This window comes from Streptomyces sp. NPDC028314 (assembly GCF_055565795.1).
Window position 1 is genome coordinate 64,977 of sequence record NZ_JBVHTP010000014.1, and the last position, 12,793, is coordinate 77,769.

10 protein-coding genes are annotated in these 12,793 nt (G+C 72.2%); 7 read left to right on the plus strand and 3 right to left on the minus strand.

The features are described 5' to 3' along the window. The 4 genes from serC (at position 1) to ACZ4TG_RS28865 (ending at position 6,062) form a co-directional block, all read left to right on the plus strand. Positions 1-1,122, plus strand: coding sequence for a phosphoserine transaminase (serC, locus tag ACZ4TG_RS28850; protein ID WP_468167864.1), 1,122 nt, complete (start codon positions 1-3; stop codon positions 1,120-1,122). Positions 1,123-1,444: 322 nt separating this feature from the next. Beyond that, complete coding sequence (locus ACZ4TG_RS28855; protein ID WP_468167866.1) at positions 1,445-2,269, plus strand: hypothetical protein; 825 nt, start codon at positions 1,445-1,447, stop codon at positions 2,267-2,269. Then, positions 2,262-2,876 (plus strand): class F sortase, encoded by a 615-nt coding sequence (locus tag ACZ4TG_RS28860; RefSeq protein WP_468167868.1) that lies wholly within the window; start codon positions 2,262-2,264, stop codon positions 2,874-2,876. Before ACZ4TG_RS28855 ends, ACZ4TG_RS28860 begins: the two co-directional genes overlap by 8 nt. 54 nt (positions 2,877-2,930) lie before the next feature. After that, entirely contained in the window at positions 2,931-6,062 is a 3,132-nt protein-coding gene (locus ACZ4TG_RS28865; protein ID WP_468167870.1) for a sacsin N-terminal ATP-binding-like domain-containing protein, read from the plus strand. A 65-nt stretch (positions 6,063-6,127) separates the two neighbouring features. On the opposite strand, the gene ACZ4TG_RS28870 is transcribed toward ACZ4TG_RS28865, so the two are convergent. Further along, the gene (locus ACZ4TG_RS28870) at positions 6,128-8,620 is read right to left on the minus strand and encodes a cation-translocating P-type ATPase (RefSeq protein WP_468167872.1); all 2,493 of its coding nucleotides are present in this window, start codon (positions 8,618-8,620) and stop codon (positions 6,128-6,130) included. Between the two features lie 122 nt (positions 8,621-8,742). Continuing rightward, positions 8,743-9,048: a DUF2530 domain-containing protein gene (locus ACZ4TG_RS28875; RefSeq protein WP_468167874.1), complete on the minus strand. Its 306-nt coding sequence runs from the start codon at positions 9,046-9,048 to the stop codon at positions 8,743-8,745. 138 nt (positions 9,049-9,186) lie between these two features. On the opposite strand from ACZ4TG_RS28875, the gene ACZ4TG_RS28880 reads away from it, so the two are divergent. Further along, positions 9,187-10,614, plus strand: a complete 1,428-nt coding sequence (locus ACZ4TG_RS28880; RefSeq protein WP_468167876.1) for an NCS2 family permease — start codon at positions 9,187-9,189, stop codon at positions 10,612-10,614. Between the two features lie 15 nt (positions 10,615-10,629). Here the strand turns inward: ACZ4TG_RS28880 and ACZ4TG_RS28885 are convergent, their stop codons facing one another. Next, the gene (locus ACZ4TG_RS28885) at positions 10,630-10,812 is read right to left on the minus strand and encodes a hypothetical protein (RefSeq protein ID WP_030156886.1); all 183 of its coding nucleotides are present in this window, start codon (positions 10,810-10,812) and stop codon (positions 10,630-10,632) included. Positions 10,813-10,965: 153 nt separating this feature from the next. On the opposite strand from ACZ4TG_RS28885, the gene ACZ4TG_RS28890 reads away from it, so the two are divergent. Both ACZ4TG_RS28890 and ACZ4TG_RS28895 read left to right on the plus strand, forming a co-directional pair. Continuing rightward, positions 10,966-11,403 (plus strand): MarR family winged helix-turn-helix transcriptional regulator, encoded by a 438-nt coding sequence (locus ACZ4TG_RS28890; RefSeq protein ID WP_266574971.1) that lies wholly within the window; start codon positions 10,966-10,968, stop codon positions 11,401-11,403. Between the two features lie 25 nt (positions 11,404-11,428). Further along, positions 11,429-12,769, plus strand: a complete 1,341-nt coding sequence (locus tag ACZ4TG_RS28895) for an MFS transporter (protein WP_468167878.1) — start codon at positions 11,429-11,431, stop codon at positions 12,767-12,769. Positions 12,770-12,793 lie beyond the last annotated feature (24 nt).

The following is a 12,793-nucleotide window of genomic DNA, read 5'->3' on the forward strand; positions in this document are numbered from 1 at the left end:
GTGGCTGAGATCCAGATTCCCGCTGACATCAAGCCCGCCGACGGACGCTTCGGCGCGGGCCCCTCCAAGGTGCGGACCGAGGCGCTCGACGCCCTGGCCGCCACCGGTACCTCCCTGCTCGGAACCTCCCACCGCCAGGCCCCGGTCAAGAACCTGGTCGGCTCGGTGCGGCAGGGACTCCGGGACCTCTTCTCCCTCCCCGAGGGCTACGAGGTGATCCTGGGCAACGGCGGCTCCACCGCCTTCTGGGACATCGCGACGGCCGGGCTCATCGAGAAGAAGTCCCAGCACCTCACCTTCGGTGAGTTCTCCTCCAAGTTCGCCACCGCCGCGAAGCTCGCGCCGTGGCTGGACGCGCCCTCCGTGATCTCCTCGGAGCCCGGCACGCACCCCGATCCGGTGGCCGAGGCGGGCGTGGACGTGTACGCGTACACGCACAACGAGACCTCGACGGGTGTCGCGGCGCCGATCAAGCGCGTGGCGGGCGCCGACGCCGGTTCGCTCGTTCTGGTGGACGCGACCTCGGGCGCCGGCGGTCTGCCGGTGGACATCACCGAGACCGACGTCTACTACTTCGCCCCGCAGAAGTCCTTCGCCTCGGACGGCGGCCTGTGGCTGGCGGCGTTCTCCCCGGCGGCCCTGGAGCGCGCGGCGCGCGTGCACGCGTCCGGCAGCCGGCACATCCCGGAGTTCTTCTCGCTGCCGACGGCGATCGACAACTCGCTGAAGAACCAGACGTACAACACCCCCGCGCTCTCCACCCTCTTCCTGCTGGACCAGCAGCTGGAGTGGATGAACAGCCAGGGCGGCCTGGAGTTCACGACCGGCCGTACGGCGGCCAGCGCGCGCAACCTGTACGGCTGGGCGGAGGCGTCGAAGTACGCGAGCCCGTTCGTCGTGGACGCCGACAAGCGCTCGTCCGTCATCGGCACGATCGACTTCTCGGACGACATCGACGCGGCCGCGGTCGCCAAGGCGCTGCGCGCGAACGGCATCGTGGACACCGAGCCCTACCGCAAGCTCGGCCGCAACCAGTTGCGCGTCGCGATGTTCCCGGCGATCGACCCGGCGGACGTACAGGCGCTGACGGCGTGCGTCGACTACGTGATCGAGAAGCTCTGATCTGATCCCTCTCGGCGTGAAGCCCCCGGTGACTCCTTCCGTCACCGGGGGCTTCCTCGTACCCGAGCCCGTACCCGAGCACGTACCCGGGCCCGTGCCCGAGCCCGTGCCCGAGCCGCTTCCGCCGGGACTTTGGTCCCAAAAATCGGGGCAAAGAGGCTGTAAACGGCGGCTCCCGAGTGCCCCCGCGGCCTGCGCCGATGCGGCGAAGGACCTTCGGCGGGGCCGCCGCGCGGCCCGCCGACCCCTGCAACCAAGCGCCCAGGATGTCCCTCATGTCTGGTGTGCCGGGAACGAACCCCGGCCCGTTCAGGAGGAAACCATGCGCAAGGCACTCACCCTTTCGGCGATCGTCCTGGCCTCGTCGACGGCCCTCGGCGGAGCCGCCACCGCTTTCGCCGCCGATGCCCCGAGCCCGTCCCCCTCGGCGAGCGCGAGCGCGAGCACCGGCACCGGCACCGGCGCCACCGACGCGTCCCTGAAGCTCTCCGCCTCCACCGCCGAGCCCGGCGGGCACCTGGACTTCACCGTGACCGCCCCCAAGGGCTCCACCTCCCTGTCCGTGTCCTCCGCCGCCCTGGACGGCGTCCGGCTGACCCCCGGCAAGGACGGCACCACCTGGACGGGCACCGCCGAGGTCGCGGACGTCAAGGACGGCAACTACGGCGTCGCACTGACCGGTTCCGCCCCCGGCGGCAAGGTGCGGGCCACCGCGCAGCTGACGGTGAAGGCGAGCGGCAAGCCCGACCCCAAGCCGCAGGCCGCGACCCTGCGGCTGTCCAAGGACTTCGGCCGCCCCGGCGACAAGGTCGCCGTCACCGTCAAGACCGGCTCCGGCGACAAGAGCGCGTACGTCAGGTCCGAGGCCTTCGCCGGCGGGCAGGTCGACCTCAAGAGCGACGGCAAGGGCACCTGGACCGGTACCGCCGTCGTCGCCCAGGACGTCAAGAGCGGCTACTACGGCGTGGACGCCTTCGCGGACGGCAAGAAGTTCGACACCGTGAAGTTCTCCACCGAGGGCTCCGGCCACGACGCGCGGCCCGACGTGAAGCCGCTGAACCCGAGCGGGCACAAGAAGCCCAAGGGCTCCGTGAACACCGGCCAGGCCCCCGTCGGCCCCGTCCAGGACGCGGCCGGCCGTGGCTGACCTCCTCACCGCCCGCCGGGGCGGCCGCGCACGCCGCGCGGCCGCCCTGGCGGGAGCCGCCGGCCTCGCCGCCGTACTCGCCTCCGGCTGCTCGGCGGCCGCCGCCGAGGACCCGGGGAACACCGCCCGGGCGGTGCCCGCCCTGCCGCCCTCCGTCCCGGACCGCATCGAGATCCCCGGCATCGAGGTCGACGCCCCGCTCGACGCGGTCGGGCTCGACGCGAACGGCGAGATGACGGAACCGGACTTCGCGAAACCGAAGGACGCGGCCTGGTACGAGGAGGGCCCCACCCCCGGCGAGGCGGGCGCGTCCGCCATCGTCGGCCACATGGACACCCCGCAGGCGCCCGAGGCCGTCTTCCACGACCTCAAGACGCTGAAGAGGAACGAGCGGATCGAGGTCCACCGGGCCGACGGCAGCACCGCCGTCTTCGCCGTCGACGAGGTGGACACGTACAAGAAGGCCGCCTTCCCCACCGACAAGGTCTACGGGGACACCCACGGCAAGGCGGAGCTCCGCCTGATCACCTGCGGCGGCAACCTCACCGCCGACCGCCACTGGGACTCCAACGTGGTCGTGTTCGCGCACCTCACCGGCCGGGGGTAGCTCGATACGCGATACCTTCAGGAGTTCGGCACGGCAATTCTTGGAGGCAGCGGCGTGAGCGTGCGAGTGACGGCGGCCCAGAGCGGCGTGGACCCCTTCGGCACGGCCCGGCTGCGACGCGGGGTGCTCGACGCCTGGGGCTCGGGCCCCGCCAGGTTCCGCGAGGACGCCAACGCCGAGGAGGACCTGGCACTCGGCGGCTACCGCGACCGGCTCGTCATCGAGCTGGCCCAGAACGCCGCCGACGCCGCGGCCCGGGCCAAGGTGCCGGGACGGCTGCGGCTGACCCTGCACCCCGGCGAGGGCGGGCACGCGGTGCTGGCCGTCGCCAACACCGGCGCCCCGCTGGACGCGACCGGCGTGGAGTCGCTGAGCACCCTGCGGGCCTCCGCGAAGCGGGAGCCCGCGGGGGCGGTCGGCTCCGCGGAGACCGTCGGCCGCTTCGGCGTCGGCTTCGCGGCCGTCCTGGCCGTCTCCGACGAACCGGCGGTGCTCGGACGCCACGGCGGGGTCCGCTGGTCGCTGGCCGAGGCCCGCGAAATGGCCCGGGACGCCGCCAACGGCAGCCCCGGCCTCGGCGACGAACTGCGCCGCCGCGACGGCCACGTCCCGCTGCTGCGCCTCCCGTTGCCCGCCGAGGGCTCCGCGCCCGAGGGGTACGACACCGTCGTGGTCCTCCCGCTGCGCGACGGTGCCGCCGAGGAACTGGTGGAACGGCTGCTCGCCGGCATCGACGACGCCCTGCTGCTCACCCTGCCCGGACTGCGCGAGGTCGTCGTCGAGACCCCGGCCGCCGGGCACCGCGTGCTGTACCGGCGCGCCGAAGGCCCGTACACCGTCATCGAGGACTCCGCCTCCGGCACCCACCGCTGGCGCACCGTCCGCCACAGCGGCCCCATCGAGCGGGAGTTGCTCGCCGACCGGCCCGTCGAGGAGCGGCTGCGGCCCCACTGGACGGTGACCTGGGCCGCGCCCGTGGACGCCGACGGCGCGCCCGTCTACCCCGCCACCGCCCCGGTCGTGCACGCGCCGACCCCGACCGACGAGCCGCTGGGCATCCCCGCCCTGCTGATCGCCTCGCTGCCGCTGGACACCAGCCGCCGCCACCCCGCCCCCGGGCCGCTGACCGACTTCCTGGTGGAGCGCGCCGCCGACGCCTACGCCGAACTCCTCGGCGCCTGGGACCCGGTGAGCACCGCCCTCGTCGACCTGGTCCCCGGCCCGCTCGGCAAGGGCCCGCTGGACGGCGCCCTGCGGGCCGCCGTGCTCCAGCGGCTGCCCCGTACGGCGTTCCTGGCGCCCGCCGCCCCGGCCGAGGCCCCCGAGGAGCGGGCCGCGCTGCGCCCCTTCGAGGCCGAGGTGGTGGAGGGCGCGGGCGCCGACACCGTCAGCGTCCTGTCCGAGGTACTGCCGACCCTGCTCCCGGCCGGCCTGGAGCGCCGCTCCGAGCTGCGCACCCTGGGCGTCGGCCGGCTTCCGCTGGGCGACGCCATCGAGCGGATCGCGGGCATCGAGCGCACCCCGGAGTGGTGGCACCGGCTCTACGACAGCCTCGCCGGGGTGGACCCCGACCGGCTGTCCGGGCTGCCCGTGCCGCTGGCCGACGGCCGCACCGCGATCGGGCCGCGCCACCTCCTGCTGCCCGGCGCGGACACCCCGGCGAGCCTGGCCCGGCTCGGCCTGAAGGTGGCCCACCCGGAGGCCGCGCACCCGCTGCTGGAGAAGCTGGGCGCCCTCCCGGCCACCCCGCGCGCGGTGCTGACGACCCCGCAGGTCCGGGCGGCCGTGGCCGCCTCGATGGACGCGGGCGAGGTCTGGGACGAGGACGCGCTGGACGCCGACGAGCTGGCCGAGGTGGTGCTGACGCTGGTCCGCGACGCGGATCTGGCGCCCGGCGACGAGCCCTGGCTGGGCGCGCTGGCCCTGCCCGACGAGGACGGCGAGCTCACGCCGGCCGGCGAACTCCTCCTCCCCGGATCCCCGCTGGCCTCCGTCATCCGCGAGGACGAAGTCCCGTACGTGGACGCCGAGCTGGCCGAGCGCTGGGACGCCGCCACGCTCACCGCGGTCGGGGTGCTGGCCACCTTCCAGCTGGTCCGCGCGACCGACCTGGTCCTGGATCCCGACGAACTGGAGCCCCGCGACGGGGACTTCGCCGAGCCGGACGACGCGGGCCTGCTGGACGCGGTGGACGTGTGGTGCGAGGACGTACTGGACCAGCTGCCGGACACCCCGCTGCCGCCGGTGGCGACCGAACTGATCGCCGTACGGGACCTCGACCTGGTCGACGACGAGTGCTGGCCCCAGGCGCTGGCCATGCTCGCGCAGCCCCCGCTGCGCGACGCCCTGACCCAGCCCGTGCGGGTGCTGCTCCCGGACGGCACCACCCAGTCCGTCCGCCCGTACACCGCCTGGTGGCTGCGCGACCACCCGGTGCTCGACGGCCGCCGCCCGGCGGGCCTGCGCGCGGCGGGCGGCGACCCGCTGCTGGAGGGCCTGTACACCTCGGCGGACGCCACCGGCTTCGAGGACGAGCAGGTGCTGCGCGCCCTCGGCGTACGGACCACCGTGGCGGCCCTGCTCGACGAGCCCGGCGGCGCGGCCGAGCTGCTGGGCCGGCTCGCGGACCCGGACCGCGAGGTGAGCGACCGGCAGCTGCACGCCCTGTACGGGGCGCTGGCCGATCTCGACCCCGAGCAGGTCACCCTCCCGGACGACCTGCGGGCCGTGGTGGACGGGGAGATCCGCGTGGTGGACGCCGCCGACGCGCTCATCGCCGACGCCCCGGACCTCCTCCCCCTGACGGCGGGCCTGCCGCTGCTGCCGGTCGCCCCGTCCCGCGCGGCCGACCTGGCCGACCTGCTCCAGGTCCGCCGCCTGTCGGACACGGTCCCGGCGGAGGTCAGCACCCCGGGCGAGGAGCACCAGGTCCCGGAGTCGGTGCTCCTGCTCCTGGGCCCCTCGACCCCCCGGTCGTACGTCGAGCACGAGGAGCTCGTCGCGGGCGGCACCGAGCTCGACTGGCGCCGCACCCCGGACGGCACCCTGCACGCCTCCACCCTGGAGGGCGTGGCGGCGGCCCTCGCCTGGTCGGCGGGCCAGTGGCCGCGCCGCTTCGAGGTCGCGGCCCTGCTGGAGGACCCCTCGCGCACGGCGGAACTGGCCCGCGACCGCTGGTTCGACTAGCCGGGCAGGCCGGTCAGGCGGGCAGGCCGGTCAGGCGGGCAGGCCGGTCAGGCCGGTCAGGCCGGTCAGGCCGGGAACTTGCGGTTGACCCAGCGGAAGGCGAGCTCGATCAGGGCCGCCGCCACGACCGCGATGCCGACGGCCGTCCACGGCATCACCGCGCCCTCCAGCTTCAGCTGGAAGAAGTCCTGGAGCCACGGCACGACGAGCACGATCAGGAACGCCCCGCCCATCGCACCGACCAGGCCGACCCGCCACCAGGTGTACGGGCGGGCGATGATCGCCAGGACCCACATCGAGGTCAGGAACAGCGTCAGCGTCGCCGCGCTCGTCTCGGCCTTGAGGGCGTCCGGCCCGGCGTAGTGGTGGCGGGCGATCAGGTACGTCATGAAGGTGGCCGTCCCCGCGATCACACCGCCGGGGATCGCGTACCGCATCACCCGTTTCACGAAGTGCGGCTTCGCCCGTTCCTTGTTCGGGGCCAGGGCCAGGAAGAAGGCCGGGATGCCGATCGTGAGGGTGGACAGGAGCGTCAGGTGGCGCGGCAGGAAGGGGTACTCCACCTGGGAGCAGACGACCAGGATCGCCAGCAGCACCGAGTAGACCGTCTTCGTGAGGAAGAGGGTGGCGACCCGGGTGATGTTGCCGATGACCCGGCGGCCCTCGGCGACCACCGAGGGGAGGGTGGAGAAGCTGTTGTTGAGCAGGACGATCTGGGCCACGGCCCGGGTCGCCTCGGAGCCGGAGCCCATGCTCACGCCGATGTCGGCGTCCTTGAGGGCGAGTACGTCGTTGACCCCGTCGCCGGTCATGGCGACCGTGTGGCCCTTGGACTGGAGGGCGGCGACCATGTCCCGCTTCTGCTGCGGGGTGACCCGGCCGAAGACGGCGTTCTCGTCGAGGACCTGGGCCATCCCGTCCCGGTCGGCCGGCAGCTTGCGGGCGTCGACCGTGTTCTGGGCGCCCGGCAGGCCGAGCTTGCCCGCGACCGCGCCGACGGAGACCGCGTTGTCGCCGGAGATGACTTTCGCCTTGACCTTCTGGTCCTCGAAGTAGCGCAGGGTGTCCGCCGCGTCGGGCCGCAGCCGCTGTTCCAGGACGACCAGGGCGGTGGGCCGGACTCCGCCGGCCACGGCCGGGTCGTCGAGTTCGCGGGCGGAGCGGGCCAGCAGGAGGACCCGTAGACCCTGCTCGTTGAGGTCGTTGATCTCGTCGAGGGCCGGGTCCCCGGCCGGCAGCAGCACGTCGGGGGCGCCGAGCAGCCAGGTGTTGTTCTCGCCGTCGCCCTCGCTGAAGCTGGCGCCGCTGTACTTGCGGGCGGAGGAGAAGGGCAGCGACTCGGTGCAGCGCCACTCGGCGCTGTCGGGGTAGGCGTCGATGATCGCCTGGAGGCTGGCGTTGGGCCGCGGGTCGGACTCGCCGAGCGCGCCGAGCACCTTCTTGACGTACGCCGGTTCCGCGCCGCCGAGGGGGCGGAGCTCGGTGACGTCCATACCGCCCTCGGTGAGGGTGCCGGTCTTGTCGAGGCAGACCACGTCGACCCGGGCGAGGCCCTCGATGGCGGGGAGCTCCTGGACCAGGCACTGCTTGCGGCCGAGCCGGATGACGCCGATGGCGAAGGCGACGGAGGTGAGGAGGACGAGGCCCTCGGGGATCATCGGGACGATGCCGCCGACGGTCCGGGCGATGGCGTCCTTGAGGTTGTCGTCCTTGACGACGAGCTGGCTGATGATCAGGCCGATGGAAGTCGGGATCATCATCCAGGTGACGTACTTGAGGATGGTGGAGATGCCGCTGCGCAGCTCGGAGTGGACGAGCGTGAAGCGGGAGGCCTCTTCGGCCAGCTGGGCGGCGTAGGCCTCGCGGCCGACTTTGGTGGCGGTGAAGGCGCCGCCGCCGGCGACCACGAAGGAGCCGGACATGACCGGGTCGCCGGGCTTCTTCAGGACCGGGTCGGCCTCGCCGGTGAGCAGGGACTCGTCGATCTCCAGGCCGTCGGCCTCGCCGACGGAGCCGTCGACGACGACCTTGTCGCCCGGTCCGAGCTCGATGACGTCCCCGAGGACGATCTCGGAGGTGGAGATCTCGGCCGTCCGGCCGTCGCGGCGGACGCTGGGTTTGGCCTCCCCGATGACGGCGAGCCCGTCGAGGGTCTTCTTGGCGCGGAGCTCCTGGATGATGCCGATGCCGGTGTTCGCGATGATCACGAAGCCGAACAGGCTGTCCTGGATCGGCGCGACGATGAGCATGATCACCCAGAGCACGCCGATGATGGCGTTGAAGCGGGTGAAGACGTTCGCCCGGACGATCTCGGCGGTGGAGCGCGAGGAGCGCACGGGCACGTCGTTGACGTCTCCGCGCGCGACGCGTTCGGCGACCTCGGCGGTGCTCAGACCGCCCGGCTTGAACCGGGGGGCGGGCGGCCGGACCGGGTGTACCGGGTCCAGCTCGGCCCCCGCGTCGATGGCCGTACCGGCGGTCGCGCCGCCACCGCCACCAGCACCGCTGCCACCGCCCGGCTCCGGCCCGTCGGATTCGGTCTCTGCCCGCTGCGTCATGCTTTCGACGGTAAAGGGGGTTCCGGGCCTTCACCCGCCGAGCGGTGCGAAGATCCGACTTCGGGATGACCGAAATCGTCCGCTGGTACTCCCCCCGCCTTCCCGCGGGGGCCGGACGGGGGCTAGACCGCCGGGCCGGGGCGTGCTCCGGGGGTGCCGGCCGCGGCGGCCTCGGCCGCCTGCTGCTCCTTGTGCCGCTTGATCGCCGCTTCGCGGCCGCGGGCGTACCAGATGCCGAACAGACCCAGGGCCGCGCCGGCCAGCGGGGTCCAGACCCACCACAGCATCCCCCGGTCCGCGAACCACCCGTAGAAGGGGAGCTGAACGAGGAAGATGGCGAACCAGATGATCGTGCCGCCGACGACGGTCGCGACGACGGGGCCCTCCAGGGGCTCGGGAGCCTCGTGCTGTGCGGTCCATTTCGCCATGCGTCCAAGTCTAGGCGGCGTGAAACGCGGTCTACGCGCGGAGATGGACGCTCCATCGTTCATGTGTTCATACTGAAACGGTTTGCCTGCGACCGGATTTACTCGTACGAACCACCAATAACCCCCCTTGAGGACCGCATGAGCACCTCGGCACCCGCCGCGGCCCCCACCCACGCCGTCGACCGCTACTTCAAGATCTCGGAGCGCGGCTCGACCGTCGCCCGCGAGGTCCGCGGCGGGCTGGCGACCTTCTTCGCGATGGCCTACATCATCGTGCTCAACCCGATCATCCTGGGCAGCGCGAAGGACATGTACGGGCACCAGCTCGACGGCGGCCAGCTCGTCACCGCCACCGTCCTGACGGCCGCCTTCTCCACCCTCCTCATGGGGGTCATCGGCAACGTCCCGATCGCGCTCGCGGCGGGCCTCGGGGTGAACACCGTCGTCGCGCTCCAGCTCGCCCCCCGGATGAGCTGGCCCGACGCCATGGGCATGGTGGTGCTGGCGGGCTTCGTGGTGATGCTGCTGGTCGCCACCGGTCTGCGCGAGCGGGTCATGAACGCCGTCCCGCTGGGCCTGCGCAAGGGCATCGCGATCGGCATCGGCCTGTTCATCATGCTGATCGGCCTGGTGGACTCCGGCTTCGTCTCCCGCATCCCCGACGCCGCGCACACCACGGTCCCGCTCCAGCTCGGAAGCAACGGCCACCTGCACGGCTGGCCCGTACTGGTCTTCATCCTGGGCGTGCTCCTCACGCTCGCGCTGCTGATCCGCAAGACGCCCGGCGCGATCCTGATCTCCATCGTCGTCATGACCGTGATCGCCGTCGCCGTCCAGCTCGTCACCGACCTGCCGGGCACCGCCTGGGGCCTGACCGTGCCGCAGTGGCCGGGCAACCCGGTGGCCGCGCCCGACTTCGGGCTGGTCGGTCAGGTGAGCCTCTTCGGCGGCTTCGGGAAGGTCGGGATGCTCACCGGCATCCTGTTCGTCTTCACCGTGCTGCTGTCCTGCTTCTTCGACGCGATGGGCACCATCCTGGGCGTCGGCGACGAGGCCAAGCTGACGAAGCCCGACGGCACCTTCCCCGGCATCAACCGGGTCCTGCTGATCGACGGCCTGGCCGTCGCCTCGGGCGGCGCCACCTCCTCCTCCGCCACCACCTGCTTCGTGGAGTCCACGGCCGGTGTCGGCGAGGGCGCCCGCACGGGCCTGGCGAACGTGGTGACGGGCGGCCTCTTCGCCGTGTCGCTGTTCCTCACGCCGCTGGCCACCATGGTCCCGTCCCAGGCGGCGACCCCGGCGCTGGTGGCGGTGGGCTTCCTGATCCTGGCCGGTTCGGTCAGGGACATCGACTGGAGCGACTTCACCATCGCCGTCCCGGCCTTCCTGGCCATGGTGATGATGCCGTTCACCTACTCGATCACCAACGGCATCGGCATCGGCTTCGTGACCTTCTGCGCCCTGCGGCTGGCGACGGGCCGGGGCCGTGAGGTCCCGGCCGCCATGTACGTCGTCGGGGCGGTGTTCGTCTTCTACTACGCGATGCCGGCCCTCGGCCTGACGTAGTACCGCCGGAGGGCCCTACGTGAGCCCGTAGAACTTCTCTGTCTCGTCGACGGCCGCCTTGAAGCGTTCGTCGAAATCATCGCGAATGAGCGTCCGGACGACATAGTCCTGGACGCTCATTCCGCGTTTGGCCGCATGAGTCCGGAGGCGGTCGAGCAGCTCCCCGTCTATGCGCATGCTCAGCACATGTGTCCCCATGGCGAAAGAGTCGGGGCACAGGGCGTGGACGCGTGTCACTTTCCGGAACCGACTCACCCGTACGAGTGATGGGGCGACGAGCCAGGTGTGATGTGAGGCATGACGCGGGAACCGGGTGTTCTTTAGCGAGAGTAATGAGTTACTCTAAAGAACATGCATGACCTTTCCCATGGTGACGACGCCGCCGCCGTGAACGATCTCCGCTCCGCCGTCATGCGGCTGGGCCGCCGGCTCAAGCACCAGCGTGTCGACGAGTCGCTGAGCCCGACCGAGATGTCGGTGCTCGGCACGCTCGCCCGCTGCGGCCAGGCCACTCCCGGCGAGCTGGCCCGGCGCGAGCACGTCCAGCCGCCGTCGATGACCCGCATCGTCGCGCTGCTGGAAGCCAAGGGACTGGTCAGGCTGGAGCCGCACCCCGACGACCGCCGACAGAAGGTGGTCAGCCAGACCGAGGAGGCCGAGGCGATGCTCGAAGAGAGCCGTCGCAAGCGCAACGCCTTCCTGGCCGGGCTCGCGGCCGAGCTCACCGAGGACGAATGGGCCAAGCTCCGCGAGGCCGCGCCCGTCCTGGAGAAGCTCGCCCACCTGTAACCGCACACGCCAGGAGGCGACCCTTTTGAGTACGGGAAACGGAGCAAACTCCGCACCCGGCCACATATCCACCACCAACGACGCGGCTGGACGCAAGAACTCCATGTTCAGCTCGCTGAAGATCCGGAACTACCGGCTCTTCGCCACGGGACAGGTCGTCTCGAACACGGGCACCTGGATGCAGCGCATCGCCCAGGACTGGCTCGTCCTCTCCCTGACCGGCTCCGCCTCGGCCGTCGGCATCACCATCGCCCTGCAGTTCCTGCCGATGCTGATGTTCGGGCTCTACGGAGGCGTACTCGCCGACCGGCTGCCCAAGCGGCCGCTGCTGCTGGCCACCCAGAGCGCGATGGGCCTGACCGGCGTCGCACTCGCCGTACTGACCCTGGCCGGACACGTCCAGGTCTGGCACGTGTACCTCGCCGCCTTCCTGCTCGGCCTCGTCACCGTCGTGGACAACCCGGCGCGCCAGACGTTCGTCTCCGAGATGGTCGGCAAGGACCAGGTCGCCAACGCGGTCAGCCTGAACTCCGCCAACTTCCAGTCCGCGCGGCTGGTCGGCCCGGCGATCGCCGGTGTGCTGATCACCGCCGTCGGATCCGGCTGGGCCTTCCTGCTGAACGGGCTGTCCTTCGCCGCGCCGATCGCCGGTCTGCTGATGATGCGGACGAACGAACTCAACCCGGTGGAGCCGCAGCCGCGGGCCAAGGGCCAGCTGCGGGAGGGCCTGCGGTACGTCGCGGGCCGTCCGGAACTGATCTGGCCGATCGTGCTGGTCGGGTTCATCGGAACCTTCGGGTTCAACTTCCCGATCTGGCTGTCCGCCTTCGTCAGCGACGTGTTCCACGGGGACGCCGGCACGTACGGCCTCTTCAACACCCTGATCGCCGCGGGCTCCCTGGCCGGCGCCCTGCTGGCGGCCCGGCGCGGCCACTCCCGGCTGCGGCTGCTGGTCGCGGCGGCCGTACTGTTCGGCGCTCTGGTCACGGCGACCGCGTACGCGCCGGGCTTCTGGCTGTTCGCGGCGCTGCTGGTGCCGATCGGGATGTTCGGACTGACGGTCAACGTCACCGCCAACTCCAGCGTGCAGATGGCCACCGACCCCGAGATGCGGGGACGGGTCATGGCCCTGTTCATGATGGTGTTCACCGGCGGCACCCCGGTGGGGGCCCCGCTGGTGGGCTGGATCACCGACACCTACGGCGCGCGCGCCGGCATGGCCGCGGGAGGCCTGATCTCCCTGGTCGCCGCCCTCGCGATCGCCGTCGTCCTCTCCCGCGTCGGCAACCTCCGGCTGCGGGTGAGCCGCCGAGGCGTCACGTTCGTCCCCGCCCAGCGCACCCGCGACCTGGTCACGGCCGCCTGACCCCAGGCGGGGCCCGGGGGCGGC

Bases quoted from the DNA above. Each gene is read 5' to 3' on its own strand.
- ACZ4TG_RS28855 (WP_468167866.1), top strand. From the start codon at position 1,445: ATGCGCAAGGCACTCACCCTTTCGGCGATCGTCCTGGCCTCGTCGACG.
- ACZ4TG_RS28885 (WP_030156886.1), bottom strand. From the start codon at position 10,812: ATGGGGACACATGTGCTGAGCATGCGCATAGACGGGGAGCTGCTCGAC.
- ACZ4TG_RS28870 (WP_468167872.1), bottom strand. From the start codon at position 8,620: ATGACGCAGCGGGCAGAGACCGAATCCGACGGGCCGGAGCCGGGCGGT.
- ACZ4TG_RS28875 (WP_468167874.1), bottom strand. From the start codon at position 9,048: ATGGCGAAATGGACCGCACAGCACGAGGCTCCCGAGCCCCTGGAGGGC.
- ACZ4TG_RS28890 (WP_266574971.1), top strand. From the start codon at position 10,966: ATGCATGACCTTTCCCATGGTGACGACGCCGCCGCCGTGAACGATCTC.
- ACZ4TG_RS28880 (WP_468167876.1), top strand. From the start codon at position 9,187: ATGAGCACCTCGGCACCCGCCGCGGCCCCCACCCACGCCGTCGACCGC.